This window comes from Streptacidiphilus sp. PB12-B1b (assembly GCF_014084125.1).
Taxonomy (GTDB): domain Bacteria; phylum Actinomycetota; class Actinomycetes; order Streptomycetales; family Streptomycetaceae; genus Streptacidiphilus.
Genome location: NZ_CP048405.1, coordinates 5,794,113 through 5,810,546 on the forward strand (window position 1 = coordinate 5,794,113; position 16,434 = coordinate 5,810,546).

The 16,434-nt window shown below is 74.6% G+C and carries 14 protein-coding genes and 1 rRNA gene; 4 read left to right on the plus strand and 11 right to left on the minus strand.

What is annotated here, in order from left to right; translation table 11 throughout:
* The first annotated feature begins 288 nt into the window (after positions 1-288).
* Both GXW83_RS25040 and GXW83_RS25045 read left to right on the plus strand, forming a co-directional pair.
* On the plus strand, positions 289-2,283 hold the full coding sequence (locus GXW83_RS25040) for a glycoside hydrolase family 15 protein (RefSeq protein ID WP_225447236.1): 1,995 nt from the start codon (positions 289-291) through the stop codon (positions 2,281-2,283).
* Positions 2,284-2,360: 77 nt separating this feature from the next.
* Positions 2,361-3,032 (plus strand): HAD-IA family hydrolase, encoded by a 672-nt coding sequence (locus tag GXW83_RS25045; RefSeq protein ID WP_182445341.1) that lies wholly within the window; start codon positions 2,361-2,363, stop codon positions 3,030-3,032.
* A 25-nt stretch (positions 3,033-3,057) separates the two neighbouring features.
* Here the strand turns inward: GXW83_RS25045 and GXW83_RS25050 are convergent, their stop codons facing one another.
* From GXW83_RS25050 to GXW83_RS35135, 6 genes are all read right to left on the minus strand, one after another.
* Positions 3,058-4,254, minus strand: coding sequence for a glycosyltransferase family 4 protein (locus GXW83_RS25050; RefSeq protein WP_182445343.1), 1,197 nt, complete (start codon positions 4,252-4,254; stop codon positions 3,058-3,060).
* Between the two features lie 187 nt (positions 4,255-4,441).
* Entirely contained in the window at positions 4,442-6,160 is a 1,719-nt protein-coding gene (gene recN, locus GXW83_RS25055; RefSeq protein WP_182445345.1) for a DNA repair protein RecN, read from the minus strand.
* A 286-nt stretch (positions 6,161-6,446) separates the two neighbouring features.
* Positions 6,447-7,346 (minus strand): NAD kinase, encoded by a 900-nt coding sequence (locus tag GXW83_RS25060; RefSeq protein WP_182445347.1) that lies wholly within the window; start codon positions 7,344-7,346, stop codon positions 6,447-6,449.
* Between the two features lie 95 nt (positions 7,347-7,441).
* Positions 7,442-8,254, minus strand: coding sequence for a TlyA family RNA methyltransferase (locus GXW83_RS25065; protein ID WP_182445348.1), 813 nt, complete (start codon positions 8,252-8,254; stop codon positions 7,442-7,444).
* Between the two features lie 170 nt (positions 8,255-8,424).
* Entirely contained in the window at positions 8,425-8,733 is a 309-nt protein-coding gene (locus tag GXW83_RS25070) for a hypothetical protein (protein WP_225447237.1), read from the minus strand.
* The gene (locus GXW83_RS35135; protein ID WP_182447752.1) at positions 8,726-9,949 is read right to left on the minus strand and encodes a hypothetical protein; all 1,224 of its coding nucleotides are present in this window, start codon (positions 9,947-9,949) and stop codon (positions 8,726-8,728) included. Before GXW83_RS35135 ends, GXW83_RS25070 begins: the two co-directional genes overlap by 8 nt.
* Positions 9,950-10,129: 180 nt before the next feature.
* Between GXW83_RS35135 and GXW83_RS25080 the strand changes: the two genes are divergently transcribed.
* Positions 10,130-10,477 (plus strand): sterol-binding protein, encoded by a 348-nt coding sequence (locus GXW83_RS25080; protein WP_182445350.1) that lies wholly within the window; start codon positions 10,130-10,132, stop codon positions 10,475-10,477.
* Positions 10,478-10,542: 65 nt separating this feature from the next.
* On the opposite strand, the gene GXW83_RS25085 is transcribed toward GXW83_RS25080, so the two are convergent.
* Positions 10,543-11,595 carry an HAD-IIA family hydrolase gene (locus tag GXW83_RS25085; RefSeq protein ID WP_182445351.1) on the minus strand — a complete coding sequence of 351 codons (1,053 nt, stop codon included), beginning with the start codon at positions 11,593-11,595 and terminating at the stop codon, positions 10,543-10,545.
* A gap of 13 nt (positions 11,596-11,608) precedes the next feature.
* On the minus strand, positions 11,609-12,058 hold the full coding sequence (locus GXW83_RS35140; protein WP_182445352.1) for a tetratricopeptide repeat protein: 450 nt from the start codon (positions 12,056-12,058) through the stop codon (positions 11,609-11,611).
* Positions 12,059-12,123: 65 nt separating this feature from the next.
* Here GXW83_RS35140 and GXW83_RS25095 point away from each other — a divergent pair, with 65 nt between their 5' ends.
* Positions 12,124-13,473, plus strand: coding sequence for a DUF1015 family protein (locus GXW83_RS25095; protein ID WP_182445353.1), 1,350 nt, complete (start codon positions 12,124-12,126; stop codon positions 13,471-13,473).
* 130 nt (positions 13,474-13,603) lie between these two features.
* Here the strand turns inward: GXW83_RS25095 and GXW83_RS25100 are convergent, their stop codons facing one another.
* The 3 genes from GXW83_RS25100 to rrf all read right to left on the minus strand — a co-directional run bounded on the left by GXW83_RS25100 (position 13,604) and on the right by rrf (position 16,352).
* Entirely contained in the window at positions 13,604-14,485 is an 882-nt protein-coding gene (locus tag GXW83_RS25100; protein ID WP_225447544.1) for a hypothetical protein, read from the minus strand.
* Entirely contained in the window at positions 14,485-15,741 is a 1,257-nt protein-coding gene (locus GXW83_RS25105; protein WP_370466764.1) for a hypothetical protein, read from the minus strand. The genes GXW83_RS25100 and GXW83_RS25105 overlap by 1 nt, the downstream gene beginning before the upstream one ends.
* A 494-nt stretch (positions 15,742-16,235) precedes the next feature.
* A 5S ribosomal RNA gene (gene rrf / locus GXW83_RS25110) occupies positions 16,236-16,352 on the minus strand.
* Positions 16,353-16,434 lie beyond the last annotated feature (82 nt).

Below are 16,434 nucleotides of genomic sequence, written 5' to 3' on the forward strand. Positions count from 1 at the left end.
CACGGGGTACCAGGGTATCAGTGAGCCACCGGGACCGCGCTCGCCCGCCGCGCGGCCGGTGCCCGCCCGGCGTGCCGAGATCACCATGGTCACCGCCCGCGCCGACAGCGACGTATCCTGCACGGACGTATCGCGCAACGGGTCCGCGACGCCCGGAGCACCCGGGAAGAGCCAGGAACCGCACAGCCGCCGCCCCCGTCCCGGGTGCCGGGGCCCCCGGGCCCGTTCCCCGGCCCGCCCGCGCACGCGCCCGGCGACACCGGCGCACCCCCTGCGAAGGAGATCCCCGTGGCCGCCCGTATCGAGGACTACGCACTCATCGGCGACATGCAGACCGCCGCCCTGGTGAGCCGGGACGGCGCGGTCGACTGGCTGTGCCTGCCCCGGTTCGACTCGCCGGCGGTCTTCGCCGGGCTCCTCGGCACCGACGAGCACGGCTTCTGGCGGATCGGCCCGGCCGACCCGGGCCGGCCCTTCGGCGACCCCGCCGCGGCCCGCCCGGGCGCGGACGGCGGCACCGACGGCGGCTCGCACGGCTCCGACCCGGGCCCCGGCAGCGGCACCGGGCCCGGCTTCGAGGAGAGCGGCGAGATGCGGGTGCTGCCGCCCACCGCCGCCGCGCCGGTCCAGCCCGCCACCCGGCGCCGCTACCGGGGCGACTCGCTGATCCTGGAGCAGGAGTGGGACACCCCGCGCGGCACCGTCCGGGTGATCGACTTCATGCCGCCGCGGCACGTCTCCGGCGGCCCGCTCTCCGGCGGCACCACCGAGCCGCAGATGATCCGCATCGTCGAGGGCGTCAGCGGCCAGGTCCGGATGCGGTCCGCGCTGCGCATGCGCTTCTCGTACGGGCGGGTCGTGCCGTGGGTGCACAAGGTCGAGGACGGCGCCTCCACCCGTACCGTCGCCGTGGCCGGCCCGGACTCGGTGTGGCTCGACGGCGAGGCCGACACCTACGGCCGCAACCTCACCACCTACGCCGACTTCACCGTCTCCGAGGGCCAGCGGATCGCCTTCGCGCTCACCTGGCAGGCGTCCCACCTCGGCGCCCCGGACCAGCCGGACGCCGAGGAGGCCCTGGCCGACACCGAGCAGTTCTGGCAGGAGTGGGTGGCCCAGTGCACCTACCAGGGCCCCTACCGGGAGCCGGTGGTCCGCTCGCTGATCACCCTCAAGGCCCTCACCTACGCCCCCACCGGCGGCATCGTCGCCGCGCCCACCACCTCGCTGCCCGAGGACATCGGCGGCGTCCGCAACTGGGACTACCGCTTCACCTGGCTGCGCGACGCCGCCATCACCCTGTCGTCGCTGCTGCGCACCGGCTACCGCGACGAGGCCGGGGCGTGGCGCGAGTGGCTGCTGCGGGCGGTCGCCGGCGACCCGGAGAACCTGCAGATCATGTACGGGATCGCGGGCGAGCGGGAGCTGACCGAGGCCACCCTGGACTGGCTGCCGGGCTACGAGGGCTCCACCCCGGTGCGGATCGGCAACGGCGCGGCCGACCAGCTCCAGCTGGACGTCTACGGCGAGGTGGTCGAGGCGCTGCACCTGGGCCACATGACCGGGCTGGTCCGCAACGACCACGCCCACGTGCTGCAGCTGCGGCTGATCAGCTACCTGGAGCAGCACTGGCGCGAGCCGGACGAGGGCATCTGGGAGGTCCGCGGCCCGCGCCGGCACTTCGTCCACTCCAAGGTGATGGCCTGGGTGGCGGTGGACCGCACCATCCGCATGATCGAGGAGACCCCGCACGAGGGCCCGCTGGAGCGCTGGCGCGAGCTGCGGGACGCCATCCACGAGGACGTCTGCGAGCGCGGCTTCGACCCGGAGCGCAACACCTTCACCCAGTCCTACGGCTCCAGGGCGCTGGACGCCTCGCTGCTGCTGATCCCGCAGGTGGGCTTCCTGCCGCCGGACGACAAGCGGGTGATCGGCACCATCGAGGCGATCCAGCGCGAGCTGATGACCCCGGACGGCTTCGTCCGCCGCTACCCCACCAGCGGCGACAGCGAGGGCCTGGACGGCCTGCCCGGCGACGAGGGGGCGTTCCTGGCCTGCTCGTTCTGGCTGGCGGACGACCTGGCCATGATCGGCCGGCTGGACGAGGCCCGGGACCTCTTCGCCCGGCTGCTGGCGATCCGCAACGACGTCGGCCTGCTGGCCGAGGAGTGGGATCCGAAGGCGCAGCGGCAGATCGGCAACTTCCCGCAGGCGTTCAGCCACGTGCCGCTGATCGACACCGCCCTCCGCCTCACCGCCTGCGGAGGCGTGCCCGGGATCTGAGCGCAGGACCCGTCCGGGTGGGACCGACCCCTGTTTGTATAGTTGAGGAACAAACAACGGTCCCACCAAGGAGCGCCATGCCTGCCTCGACCACCGCCCCGACCGTGCTCGCCGCCCGCGCCCTGCTGCTCGACATGGACGGCACCCTGGTCGACTCCGGCCCGGCCGTGGAGCGGGTGTGGCGGCGCTGGGCCGCGGAGCACGAGCTGGACGGGGACGCCGTGCTGCGGGTGGTCCACGGCCGACAGGGCTTCGCCAGCATGGCGGTCCTGCTGCCGGACCGCCCGATGGAGCTCAACCACGCCGACAACCGGCGGATGCTGGCCGAGGAGACCGCCGACACCGAGGGCGTGGTGCCGATCGAGGGCGCGCCGGCCTTCCTGGCCTCGCTGGCCGGACTGCCGCACGCGCTGGTCACCTCCGCCGACGACGCCCTGACCCGGGCCCGGATGGGCGCGGCCGGGCTGGAGCTGCCCCCGGTCGCGGTCACCGCCGAGCACGTCGGCGCCAGCAAGCCCGACCCCGAGGGCTTCCTGCGGGGCGCGGCACAGCTGGGCGCCGACCCCGCGGACTGCATCGTCTTCGAGGACTCCGAAGCCGGGGTGGCCGCCGGTCTCGCCGCCGGGATGCGGGTGATAGGCATCGGCGCCCAGGCCGCCCGCTACGGCGCGACCGTCACCGTGGACAGCCTGGCGCAGGTGCGCGTCACCGCCGACGCCGACGGAACGCTGAGCGTCACCGTCAACTGACGGAGCGTCAATCCGCAGGCCGGGCTCAGCGGTCGGCGGCCGTCGTCAACTCGTCATAGATGCTCAGGACTTGGGCGACGGTCGCGGCCTCGTCCGGCCAGGTCGCGGCCTGCTGCGGGCCCGCCACCGCCAGTTCGGCATGCCGGGCGGAGTCCGCCAGTAGAGCTGACACGGCGTCAGCAAGGGCTGCCCGGTCGCCCGGAGGGACCAGCACCGCCGCATCGCCGACCAGCTCCGGCAGCCCGCCGACAGCAGTCGCCACCAGCGGCACGCCCGCCCGCAGCGCCTCCTGGGCGACCAGCGAACGCGCCTCCCAGCGCGAGGAGATCACCACCACGTCGGCGGCGGCGAGCAGCTCCGGGACGTCCGTGCGGTGGCCCAGCAGCCGCACCGGCAGCCGCTCCGTCCTGATCCGCGCCTGCAACGCCTCCTGCTCGGTGCCGTCCCCGGCGATCACCACCAGCGGTTCGGCGCCGCCGGGCCAGCCGCCGGCCCGCCAGCCGGAGGCGGCGTCCAGCAGCAGGTGGAAGTTCTTCTGCGGGACCAGCCGCCCCACCGCCAGCACCACCGGCCGCTCGCCCGCGCCCGAGCCCGCAGCCGAGTCGCCGCCCGCGCCGTCACCGGCGGCGATCAGCTGCCGGCGCACCTCCTCACGGCGGCCCGCGGGCGCCGGGCCGGGCAGCGGCGGCGCGGCCACCGGGCTCAGCCGGGCGTCGGCCGCGCCCAGCGTCCGGGCCCGGGCCACCAGGTCCGAGGAGACGCCGAGCACCAGATCCGCCGCCCGGGCCACGCGGCGCTCCATCAGCCGCAGCACCCTCCGCTCCATCCCCGTCGCCAGGTTCGCCTGGTGCGAGGTGACCACCAGCGGCGTCCCGGTGCCCGTCCGGGCGGTGCGCAGCGCCAGATCCGACAGCAGCGCCGCGCGCAGCCCGTGCGCGTGCACCAGCGTGGCCCGGGTGAACGCCCGCCGCAGCTCGCCGACGGCGGCCGCGTCCGTGCGCGGGCCGGGCGTCGGGGTGATCTCCACCGGGTGGAACCGCGCCCCGGCGGCCGAGAAGCCGTACAGCCCGTCGGTCTCGGCCGGGCCGCAGACGGTCACCTCCAGGCCGTGCGCGCTCAGCCCCTGGGCCAGCGAGCGGACGTGCGCGCCGATGCCGCCCGAACTGCCCGCGAGGACGAGGACGGCATGCAGCTGGCCGGTGGCTGCAGAGGTGTGGTCCACGGTCGGCGTCGTCTCCCTCTCGTTCGGTCGCACGCGTCGGTCGTCGCGCTACCCGGTCAGTACTGCCCCGGTTGGCGCTGTTCAGTTCGTGCGGATCACTTCGGTTCGATTTGCGCGGGGCGCGGCTGCTCCACGATGCCAGCTCAGCCGGGGTCTTGGACAGTCGGCGTCAGCGCTGCGGGGCCCCTCACCCGTTCGGTGGCACCACTCCCGTGCGGGCGGCGGCCAGCAGCTCCTCCGCGTGGGCGCGGCCCAGCTCGGAGTCCTCCAGCCCGGCGAGCATCCGGGACAGCTCCCGGACCCGCTGCTCGTCGGAGAGCGTGGTGACGCCGCTGCGGGTGACCGAGCCGTCCACGGTCTTCTCGACCACCAGGTGCCGGTCGGCGAAGGCCGCGACCTGCGGCAGGTGCGTGACCACGATCACCTGCGAGGTCCGGGCCAGCCGGGCCAGCCGGCGCCCGACCTCGACCGCCGCCTTGCCGCCGACGCCCGCGTCCACCTCGTCGAACAGGTAGGTGGGGACGGGGTCCGCCCCGGCGAAGACCACCTCGACCGCCAGCATCACCCGCGACAGCTCACCGCCCGAGGCGCCCTTGGCGATCGGACGCGGCGGCGCCCCGGGATGCGGCGCGAGCAGCACCTCCACCTCGTCCACGCCGAAGGGGCCGAAGTCGTCGGCGGCGGTGATGCCGAAGCTGACCCGGGCGTGCGGCATGGCCAGCTCGGCCAGCTCGGTGGTGACGGCTGCGGCGAAGTCCTCGGCCGCGCCGTGGCGGGCGGCGGTGAGCTGGGCGGCCAGCCCGGCCACCTGCTCGTGCAGTGACTCCCGCTCCGTTTCGAGAGCAGTGATCCGGTCGTCGTCGCCGTCCAGCTCGGTGAGCCGGACCGTGGCCTCCTCGGCCCACTCCAGCACCTCGGCCAGGCCGCCGTCCGCGCTGCCGTACTTCCGCACCAGGTGCGCGAGCACCGCCCGGCGCTCCTCGACCGCCGCCAGCCGGGCCGGGTCCGCGTCCAGGTCGTCGGCGTATCCGGCCAGGTCCCCGGCGATGTCGCCGAGCAGGTAGCCGACCTCGCCCAGCCGGTCGGCCAGCGCCGCCAGCCTCGGGTCGTGGTGGCGCACCGCCTCCAGCGCGCGCCGGGCCTGCGCCAGCAGCGTCCCCGCGTCCAGCGCGTCCGGGTCGGAGGGCTCCCCGGCCAGGGCGCCGTGCGCCAGGTTGGCGGCGGACGACAGCGCGTCCGCGTGGCCCAGCCGCTCCGACTCCCCCGCCAGCTCCACGTCCTCCCCGGCGACCGGCTCGGCGGCGGCCACCTCGTCCAGGCCGTAGCGCAGCAGGTCGGCCTCCTGCGCCCGCTCCCTGGCCCGGGTGGTCAGCTCCTCCAGCAGCGCCGACACCTCGCGCAGCCGCCGGTAGACGTCCTGGTAGGCGGCGAGCGGCACGGCCACGGCGTCACCGGCGTAGCGGTCCAGCGCGCCGCGCTGGCGTGCGGGCTGCAGCAGCCGCTGCTGGTCGGTCTGGCCGTGGACGGCGATCAGGTCCTCGCCGAGCGACGCCAGCAGACTCATCGGCACCGACCGGCCGCCGACGTGCGCCCGCGACCGCCCCTCGCTGGAGACCGTACGGCTGAGCAGCAGCGCGCCCTCGTCCAGCTCCGCGCCGGCCTCCAGCGCCCGCTCGGCCACCGGGGAGCCCGGCGGCAGGACCACCCGGCCCTCGACCACGGCGCGATCCGCCCCGTTGCGCACCAGGCCGGCGTCCGCGCGCCCGCCGAGCAGCAGTCCGAGGCTGGTCACCACCATGGTCTTGCCGGCGCCGGTCTCGCCGGTCACCACCGTGAACCCGGGCGACAGCTCGACCACGGCGTCGTCGATCACGCCGAGTGCGCGTATCCGCATTTCCTCCAGCATCCCGCGCCCAGCCCCTTTGACCTGCCGCTCAGCCTGATCCACTCTGCTTCTCCCGCTTGCTGGGGGGTTCGGGGATGCTCCTCCCGCCCCTCCTCGGCCGCCGGGAACGGTCGGTCCGCGGCTCCTTGCCGCGGCTCACCCGCATCCGGCATGACGTGAGCGTAGTGGTCCGAGGTGAAAGAGCGGTCCTCCCGCCCCCGGCACGGCGCTCACACGCACTGCCGACGGTAGCGCGTCGCCGCGCGGGGAGCCGGGGGCCCCGGCGGTGTCGGGCCGCCCGGGCGCATCAGCGCTGCTGCGGGGCCCCGCGCCAACCGGTGACCGGCAGCGCGAACTTGGCCACCAGCCGGTCGGTGAACGGCGCCCGGTGCAGCCGGGCCAGCCGCACCGGCGTACGGCCCCGGCGGACCTCCACCCGGGCCCCGGCGGGCAGCTCCACCGTCCGCCGCCCGTCGCACCACAGCACGCCGTTGGGCGTCTTGTGCTGGACCTCGACGGCCAGCACCGAGTTCGGCGAGGTCACCAGCGGCTTGGCGAACAGCGCGTGCGCGCTGATCGGCACCATCAGCAGCGCCTCCACCTCGGGCCAGACCACCGGGCCGCCCGCCGAGAACGCGTACGCCGTGGAGCCGGTCGGCGTCGCGCAGACCACGCCGTCGCAGCCGAAGGTGGAGACCGGACGGCCGTCCACCTCGGTCACCACCTCGATCATCCGTTCGCGGGATGCCTTCTCGACCGACGCCTCGTTCAGCGCCCAGTCGGTGTGCACGACCCGACCGTCCGTGCGAACGACCACATCCAGCGTCATCCGCTCCTCGACCTCGTAGTCCAGGTCGACGACCCGCTCCACCACCTTCGCCAGGTCGTCCCGCTCCGCCTCCGCCAGGAAGCCGACCCGGCCCAGGTTCACCCCCAGCATCGGCACGCCCGACTCCCGCGACAGCTCCGCGCCGCGCAACAGCGTCCCGTCGCCGCCCAGCACCAGGATCAGCTCGCAGCCCGCCACCGCGCCCGGACCCGTCGGCACCGCCTCCACTCCGGCAGGGAACCCCATGTCGGGCGCCTCCGCAGCCAGCACCCGGAGCCTTATCCCCGCCTTCAGCAGCCCCTCGACCAGGGACTCGACGCTGAGCAGGGCCTCTTCACGGCCGGTGTGAGCGAGCAGGAAGACAGTGCGGTCAGTCATGGAATCCTCCAGCGCGACAGGTCATCCTTGATCCGGCCGCGCCTCCCCCTCGTAGCGAGCGCTGAAAGACGACGGAATCCGACCCTACCGGTTGGCTACTGCGGGCCCTCGGAAACCGCTCGACTCGCGTCCGCGGGGTCCAGCGGATCGGCGTCCCGGCGGAACCAGAGGAAGTACTCGACGTTCCCGGACGGCCCCGGCAGCGGGCTCGCCGTCACCCCGCGCACCCCCAGGCCCAGTGCCGCGCCCTGCCCCGCCACCTTCTCGATCATCTCCAGCCGCAGCTGCGGGCTGCGCACCACCCCGCCGCTGCCGAGCCGCTCCTTGCCCACCTCGAACTGCGGCTTCACCATCAGCACCAGGTCGCCGTCGGGCGCGGTGCAGGCCGCGAGGGCGGGCAGCACCAGGCCCAGCGGGATGAACGACAGGTCGCTCACCACCAGATCCACCGGAACCCCGCCGATCTGCTCCAGCGACAGCTCCCGGACGTTGGTGCGGTCCATCACCGTCACCCGCTCGTCGCTCTGCAGCGACCAGGCCAGCTGCCCGTAGCCGACGTCCACCGCCAGCACCCCGGACACCCCGGCGCGCAGCAGGACGTCCGTGAACCCGCCGGTGGACGCGCCCGCGTCCAGGCAGCGCCGCCCCTCGACCGCCAGCCCCTGCGGCACGAACACCGCCAGCGCGCCCGCCAGCTTGTGCCCGCCCCGGGACACGTAGTCGGGGTCGTTGTCGTCCTTGGCGACCACCACCGCCGCCGAGGTCTCCACCTGCGTGGCGGGCTTGGTCGCCGTCGCGCCCCCGACACTCACCCGCCCGGCGGCGATCAGCTCGCTGGCGTGCTCCCGCGAGCGGGCCAGATTGCGGCGGACCAGTTCGGCGTCCAGACGGCGTCGTGCGACTGCCACGTGCGGTTCAGCTCCTGATGGGTGGTGCGGGCGGAGAGGGGAAAGGCGTGCCGGACGCGATCGTCCCCGCGCGGGGTCGTACGTGGTCCGTACGGGGACGGCCCGCCGGTGCGTTCCGGCGATCCTGCCCGGCGGCGCGGGAGCCCGGCAAGTTCCGCGGAGGCGAGGGCCTAGGGCCGGGGCTGGTCCAGCGCGGCCAGGGTCTGCCGCAGCTGCTCGTGCACGCCCTCGAACAGCGCGGCGTGCGCCTCGGTCGGCACCTCGGCCAGCCCGTCCAGCCGCGCCAGCGCGGCATCCACCGCCGCATGCCCGGTCTCGGCGGCGCCGGGCGCGTCGGCGACCAGGGGTGGCCCGAGCCTCGGCGGCGGCCCGGCGGCGAGGCCCGGGCCCGCACCCGGAGGGCCGGGGACCGGCGTCCCCGGCCTCGGCGGCGGAGCCGGGACCGGCGCGGACGCGGACACCGGCGTCGCCTCACTCACCGGCGTCGGGCTTCCGGGAGGCGCTCTTGCGCGCCGCCGTCTTCTTCGCCGGAGCGCCCCCACCGGCAGCGCCCGCCACAGCCGTCTTCCTGCCCGGAGCCTTCTTCGCCGGAACGGACGCAGGCGCAGCCTGCCCGGCCGAGGTCTTCTTGGCCGGGGCCTTCTTCGCCGGAGCGGGCACAGGCGCAAGCGTGGCGGGCGTGGGAGCGGACGGCTGCGCGGACGGGGCCCGCTTGGCAGGCGCAGGCGCAGGCGCGGAAGCCTGCGTCGCCGAGGGCTTCTTGGCCGGGGCCGCCGGAGCGGGGGCAGGCACGGGCGCGGCAGCCGTGGGGGCGGACGGCTGCGCGGACGGGGTCTGCCTCGCGGGAGCAGGGGCAGGCGCGGCGGCAGCCTGCGCAGCAGCGGTCTTCTTGGCCGGGGCCTTCTTCGCCGGAGCGGGCGCAGGCGCAAGCGTGGCGGGCGTGGGAGCGGACGGCTGCGCGGACGGGTTCTGCCTCGCGGGAGGCTTCTTGGCGGGGGCCTTCTTCGCGGCGGCGGGCGGCTCGGCCGGGTGGGTTGCGGGCTTCGCCGGGGCCTTCTTGGCGGGAGCCTTCTTCGCCGCCGGGGCCGCCTTCTTGGCGGTGGGGACCTTCTTGGCCGGAGCGGGCGGCGTCGCTGCAGGGGCAGGCGCAGCCGCAGCCGCCGGGGCGCCGGGCGCCTTCTTGGCAGCGACCTTCCGCATCCCCGGGACGGCGGCCCGGCGCCGGGCCGCTGCCGCCGCTGCGGCCTCCGCCGCACCCGCGTCGGCGTCCTCGTCCACGACCACCCGCACCGGGCGCGGGGCGGGACGCCGGGCCGGAGCCGGGAACGCCTGCTCCGCCCGGGGAGCTCCGGCCGGCGCCTCCCCCTCCGACGTGTCCGCCTCGGCCTCGGCCGCGCGCCCGCCCTCCGCGTCCGGCCGCTCGTCGTCCGCGCCGCCCTGGAGGTGCCGTACCTGCTGCTCCAGGAACTCCAGCACGACGCCGACCTGGACCATCCCGTCGCCGATCCGGCTCCACGCCTTCTCCGCCTCGGAGCGGAACAGGCCGATCAGCAGTTCGGAATTGGTCCGTCCGGCCGACACGACCTCCTCTGCGAGCGACTGGACGGGTTCGGGCAGGCGTGCCCGGACCTCCCCCGCCAGCTCCTCCGCGGCGCCGACCGCCAGCTTGAGGTAGTCACGCAGCATGTCGCGCATCCGGCCCTCCCTCTCCGCATCCCGTCGTACCGTCGTCCCGTGGGACCGTCCCACAATGACGCTACCGCTTCACCGTGCCCCGCCCGGTATCCGCGCCCGGTGCCGACGCTGCGGTAGCGTCGGCAGGCAGCAAGGCCCGTCCCAGCACGTCCCGCCCCAGCAACAGGAGCACACCGCGCCATGGCCAACCCCGCCGAGTGCCGGGCGGCACTGACCCAGCTCAGCGAGAACCTCGGCAAGGCGCAGGGCGACGTCCGCACCGCCGCCGCCATGGACCGCTCGCTGAGCTGCTGGATCACCGACCTCGACCTGACCTTCTCCGGACGCCTCCGGGACGGCAGCATCCAGGACATCACCCAGGCTCCCGGCAAGCCCGCCGAGCGGGCCCAGATCCGGCTCGCCATGAAGGGCGACGACCTGGTGGCCCTGGTCGGCGGCACGCTGAACTTCGCCTCGGCCTGGGCGTCCGGACGGGTCAAGCTCGAGGCCGGCATCCGCGACCTGCTGCAGCTGCGCAAACTGCTCTGAGCCCGGAGCGGGCTCCGAGCCCGAAGCCGCTCCGAACCCGAGGCCCGCGCCGAGCCCGGAGCAGCTCAGAGACCCAGCTCGCTCAGCGCCTTGCCCCAGCTGGGCGCGTCGCCCCGGGTCGAGTCCGCCACCTCCCAGACCGCCGCGCACAGCGCCCGCAGCCCGTCGTAGGGGTCGTCGCCGCGCGCCTCGCCGAGGCTCAGCACGCCGTCGTGCACGGTCGCCGTCCAGCCGCCGCAGCGGTACGAGGCGTCGTCGTCGCGGACGAGCTCCGGATGCGCCCGCAGCAGCCCGCGCAGGTCCGCCGCCAGGTAGGTCGGCCGCTGCTGCGGCGGGGCGGTCGGCAGCTCCTCGGGCTTGCTGACCCCGGTGAAGACCAGCAGGCTGTCGACGCCGCCGTTGAACGCGCCCTCGATGTCGGTGTCCAGCCGGTCACCGACCACCAGCGGGTGCTTGGCGCCGGTCCGGATGATCGTCTCCCGGTGCATCGGCGGCAGCGGCTTGCCCGCGACCTCCGGGTCCACCCCGGTGGCCGCGCGCACCGCCGCGACCAGCGTCCCGTTGCCCGGGGCGGTGCCGCGCGCGGTGGGGATGGTCAGGTCCGTGTTGGACGCCACCCACGGCAGCCCCCGCGCGACCGCGTACGAGGCCTCGGCCAGCTGCTCCCAGCCGACCGTCGGGTGGTAGCCCTGGGCCACCGCCCGGGGCTCGTCGTCCAGTGAGCGCACCGGCTTCAGGCCGCGCTCGCGCAGCGCCTCGACCAGGCCCTCGCCGCCGACCACCAGCACCGCCGAGCCCGGCGGCACCCGGTCCGCGACCAGCCGCGCCGCCGCCTGCGCCGAGGTGATCACGTCCGTGGGCTCGGCCGGGACGCCCAGCTCGGAGAGGTGCTCCGCGACCGCGTCCGGTGTCCGGGAGGCGTTGTTGGTGACGTACGCCAGCCCCATCCCGTCCTCCCGGGCCTGCGCCAGCGAGTCCACGGCGTGGTCGATGGCCTTGGCACCGGCGTACACCACGCCGTCCAGGTCGAGCAGGGCGGTGTCGTACTTCCGGCTCAGCGGAAGCGGGCCGTCCGACTGCTGGTCCTGCGACGCGGGAAGGTCGGGAAGGTCTGGCATGAGTCCGATCTCTCTACTCGTCCTGGTCGTGCATACCCCTGACCGTACCGAACCCCCCGGCCCGGGCCTTCAAGGTCGCCCGTGTCTGCCGCAGCGCCGCCCGGTAGTGCTTCAGCTCGGGACGCATCGCCACCGCCAGCGCCAGGTGCACCGCCGACTCCTCGAAATCCCCCGTCCGGGCCGCCGCCAGCCCCCAGCCGAACTGCGCGTAGTCGTCCGACGGGTCGGACTGCGCCACCGCCCGGAAGTTCTCCAGCGCCGCCGCGTACGACCCCGCGTCGAACTGCGCCCGCGCCAGCGTCTCCCGGATCGCCGTCGAGCCGGGTTCGGCCTCCGCCGCCCGCACCAGCAGCTGCACGGCGGCGCTCGGATGCCCGCCCGCCAGCAGCTCGCTGCCCCGCCTGAACCATTCGTACACGTCGCCGCTCGGAGCGCCCTCGTCGTAGCGTGCCCGTTCCCACATCTGCGACCCCTCTCCGTCAACCGGTCGCCAACCGATGATCAGTCAACCCGGCATACCCGATTAACATGCCCAGGGTGAGCGCAGTCAGTGCAGACGACGCAGGAGAATCCCGATACGGCGACGCGGGCCGGGTGGCCGCAGCCGGGCTGTCACTCGCGCCCTTCCGGGGGCTGCGCTACGACCCCGGCCGCGTCAGCTCGCTGGCGGCGGTCACCTCACCGCCCTACGACGTGGTCGACGCCGACGGCCGGGTCCGGCTGGAGACCGGCGACCCGCACAACGTCGTACGCCTGATCCTGCCCCGCCCGGAGCCCACCGCCGAGAGCGGCTACCGCCGCGCCGCCGCCCTGCTGGCCGCCTGGCAGCGCAGCGGCGTCCTCGCCGCCGACCCGGCCCCCGCGCTGTACGTCTACGAGCAGCGCAGCCCGGACGAGGACGGCGGGACGTTGCAGCGCGGCCTGATCGGCGCCCTGGCCGTCAGCGGCCCGCAGGCCGGGGTGGTGCTGCCGCACGAGGACGTCATGCCGCGCCCGGTCGCCGACCGCGTCGGCCTGATGCGCACCACCAAGGCCAACCTGGAACCCATCCTGCTCACCTACCGGGGCGACGGCAGCGCCGCCGCCGTCATCGAGCGCACCGCCGAACAGCCGCCGCTGCTGACCACCACCACCAGCGACGGCACCACCCACCGGCTGTGGTCGGTGACCGCACAGCGCGACCTCGCCACCGTCTCCAAGGACCTCGCCACCTGCCGGGCCCTGATCGCCGACGGACACCACCGCTGGGCCATGTACCTGCGCCTCCAGCGCGAGCACCGCTACCTGGCCCACAGCCCCTGGGACCGGGGCCTGGTCCTGCTGGTGGACACCGCCCGCTACCCGCTGCGGGTGCGCGCCATCCACCGGGTCTTGCACCAGCTCCCGCCGGAGCAGGCCCTCGCCGCGCTGACGCCGCTCGGCGACGCCTGGACGGTCACCGAGCCCGGCCGGACCCAGGAGGCGGCCATGAACGCCCTGCAGGCCGCCAAGGCCGCCGGGCTCAACGCCTTCGTACTGGCCGGCGACGGCCGGTTCCGGCTGCTCACCGGCCCCGACAAGGCCACCGTGGACGCGGCCGTCCCGGCCGACCGCCCCGAGGAGTACCGCCGGCTGGACGCCACCGTCCTGCACGCCATCCTGCTCGACCGGGTCTGGAACGTCCCCGACGCCCCCGAGCACATCGGCTACGTCCACGACACCGCCGCCGCCGTCCGCGAGGCCCGGTCCAGCGGCGGGACGGCGGTGCTGCTGCACCCGGTGGCCGAGGGCGTCGTGCGGCGGCTGGCGGAGCAGGGCGTCACCATGCCCCGGAAGTCGACCTCCTTCGGGCCGAAGCCCGCCACCGGCCTGGTCCTGCGCAGCCTGCTGCTGGGCTGATCCGGCCCTGATCCGGCCTTGATCCGGCCGGGAAAACAGCTGTGGCCCGCACCCGGTCTCCCAGGTGCGGGCCACAGCCGCATACGGCTCCGGCGTGCTCAGCACCGGTGATCAGCCTGATCAGCCGAGGTCAGGCGCGCGGCTCGCGCTCGGCATCGGGCTCCAGGAAGGGAGAGGTGGACGGGGCGGTGAAGCCCTCCTCCTCGTCCTCTTCCTCATCGTCGTCGTAGTAGTCCTCGCCGCCGCCGGACGCGAACTCGGCGTCGTCGCCGTCCTCGTGGTCGTCCTCGTCGTCCGCGTCGATCGCGTCCTGAAGGTCCGCGTCGCCCTCGGCCTTGACCTTGGCCTGCTTGGCCGCGTCCTCCTGGGCGTCGTCGTCGACCTCGACGTCCGGGTCGAGCGTGTCGACGAACTCGATGCCGTCGATCTCGGCGAGGCGCTCGGCGGCGTTGGTCGAGCCGTTCTGGTCGGCCTCGGCGGCCTTGGCGAACCAGTCGCGGGCCTCGTCGGCGCGGCCGGCGCCGATGAGCGCGTCGGCGTAGGCGTAGCGCAGCCGGGCCGTCCACGGCTGCACCGAGTGCGAGCCCAGCTCGGAGCACTCGAGCGTGACCACGGCCGCGTCGAACTGCTCCATGTCGCTGCGGGCGCCGGCGGCCACGAGACGCATCTCGATCTGTCCGGCCTTGTCCAGCTGCTTGACCTCGGGCGCGCCCGCCATCTCCAGCGCGCGCTCGGGGCGTCCCAGCCCGCGCTCGCAGTCGGCCATGACCGGCCACAGCTCGGCCGATCCGGTCATCCGGCGCGAGGCACGGAACTCGGTCAGCGCCTCCGAGTAGCGCTCGGTCACGTAGGACGCGAACCCGGCCGCCTCGCGGACCGCGGCGACGCGGGACGCCAGCCGCAGCGCGACGCGCGAGTAGGCGTACGCCTCCTCCGGCTCGCTGTCGAGCAGCCGGGCGACCATGACGAGGTTCTTGGCGACGTCCTCGGCAAGGGTCTTCGGCAGGCTCATCAGCTCCTGACGAACATCAGCGTCGATCTCCTGGCCCGTGACGTCCTCGTCGACCGGCAGCCGGCGAACCGGCTCACTCCGCCGATCGTCGCCGTACCCACCGCGGTCGTCGCGGTTGTAGCTGCCGCCGCTGCTCGGGCGGTCGTCCCGGCGCGGACCACGGTCGTCCCGGTTGAAGCCACCACTGCGCGGGCGGTCGTCGCGGTTGTAGCCGCCACCGGAGGGACGGTCGTCCCGACGGTAGCCGCCGCCACTGCTGCTGGGGCGGTCGTCGCGGCGCGGACCACGGTCATCGCGGTTGAACCCGCCGCTACGGGGACGGTCATCGCGGTTGTAGCCGCCGCCGCCGCTCGGGCGGTCGTCCCGACGCGGACCACGGTCGTCCCGGTTGAAGCCACCACTGCGCGGGCGGTCGTCGCGGTTGAAGCTGCCACCGCTCGGCCGGTCGTCCCGACGGTAGCCGCCACCACTGCTGCTGGGGCGGTCGTCCCGGCGCGGACCACGGTCATCCCGGTTGAACCCAACGCTACGGGGACGGTCATCACGGTTGAAGCCGCCGCCGCCGCTCGGGCGGTCGTCCCGACGCGGACCACGGTCATCGCGGTTGAAGCCGCCGCTACGGGGACGGTCATCGCGGTTGAAGCCGCCGCCGCCGCTCGGGCGGTCGTCCCGACGCGGACCACGGTCGTCCCGGTTGAAGCCACCACTGCGCGGGCGGTCGTCGCGGTTGAAGCTGCCACCGCTCGGCCGGTCGTCCCGACGGTAGCCGCCACCACTGCTGCTGGGGCGGTCGTCCCGGCGCGGGCCACGGTCATCGCGGTTGAACGCACCGCTACGCGGGCGGTCATCGCGGTTGAAGCCGCCACCGGAGGGACGGTCGTCCCGACGGGGACCACGGTCATCGCGGTTGAAGCCACCACTGCGCGGGCGGTCGTCGCGGTTGTAGCCGCCACCGGAGGGACGGTCGTCCCGACGGGGACCACGGTCGTCACGGTTGTACCCGCCACCGCTGCTCGGGCGGTCGTCGCGGCGCGGGCCACGGTCATCGCGGTTGAATCCGCCGCTACGGGGACGGTCATCGCGGTTGAAGCCGCCACCGGAGGGGCGGTCGTCGCGGCGCGGGCCACGGTCGTCGCGGTTGAAGCCACCACTGCGCGGGCGGTCGTCGCGGTTGAAGCCGCCACCGGAGGGACGGTCGTCCCGACGGGGACCACGGTCATCGCGGTTGAAGCCACCGCTACGCGGGCGGTCGTCACGACTGAAGCCGCCACCGCTGGAGGAGCGGTCGTCCCGACGGTAACCGCCACCACCGCTGCTCGGACGGTCGTCCCGGTTGAAGCCGCCGCCGCTGCGCGGGCGGTCGTCGCGGTTGTAGCTGCCGCTGGAGGGGCGGTCGTCGCGGCGGTAGCCGGCGCCGCCGCTGTTGGGACGGTCGTCCCGACGCGGCCGGTCGTCGCGGCTGTAGCCGCCACCACGGGAGTCACGCCGACCAGCGCCGCCCCCAGCACCCTGCGATCCGTCGCCCGAACGGCGCTCTGGGCGGCCCTGAGGGGGGTTCGACATTGACTCGACTCCTTCTGATCACTGAAACATCCGGGGTGTCGGCCATGCGGGCACGATCACCACCACTCCATTGTCCCGCACTCCGCCAACTGGCGCGTACGGGTGACATGCCACGGGCACATCAGTCCACGCAAACACAAAAAGCCGCGGCCCCAGCACATCGCTGGGGCCGCGGCTCTGAATGATTGTTCGGCGGTGTCCTACTCTCCCACAAGGTCCCCCTTGCAGTACCATCGGCGCTGAGAGGCTTAGCTTCCGGGTTCGGAATGTAACCGGGCGTTTCCCTCACGCTATGACCACCGAAACCCTATCGGGTGTTCAGCGAACACTCTCTTCAATTGTGATGTGCCACAGATGTGGCACTGTCACCGGGGCTGTTCGCAACC

Bases quoted from the DNA above. Each gene is read 5' to 3' on its own strand.
- GXW83_RS25085 (WP_182445351.1), bottom strand. From the start codon at position 11,595: ATGCCAGACCTTCCCGACCTTCCCGCGTCGCAGGACCAGCAGTCGGAC.
- GXW83_RS25045 (WP_182445341.1), top strand. From the start codon at position 2,361: ATGCCTGCCTCGACCACCGCCCCGACCGTGCTCGCCGCCCGCGCCCTG.
- GXW83_RS25095 (WP_182445353.1), top strand. From the start codon at position 12,124: ATGCCCAGGGTGAGCGCAGTCAGTGCAGACGACGCAGGAGAATCCCGA.
- GXW83_RS25080 (WP_182445350.1), top strand. From the start codon at position 10,130: ATGGCCAACCCCGCCGAGTGCCGGGCGGCACTGACCCAGCTCAGCGAG.
- GXW83_RS35140 (WP_182445352.1), bottom strand. From the start codon at position 12,058: ATGTGGGAACGGGCACGCTACGACGAGGGCGCTCCGAGCGGCGACGTG.
- GXW83_RS35135 (WP_182447752.1), bottom strand. From the start codon at position 9,949: ATGCGCGACATGCTGCGTGACTACCTCAAGCTGGCGGTCGGCGCCGCG.
- recN (WP_182445345.1), bottom strand. From the start codon at position 6,160: ATGCTGGAGGAAATGCGGATACGCGCACTCGGCGTGATCGACGACGCC.
- GXW83_RS25060 (WP_182445347.1), bottom strand. From the start codon at position 7,346: ATGACTGACCGCACTGTCTTCCTGCTCGCTCACACCGGCCGTGAAGAG.
- GXW83_RS25100 (WP_225447544.1), bottom strand. From the start codon at position 14,485: ATGAGCCTGCCGAAGACCCTTGCCGAGGACGTCGCCAAGAACCTCGTC.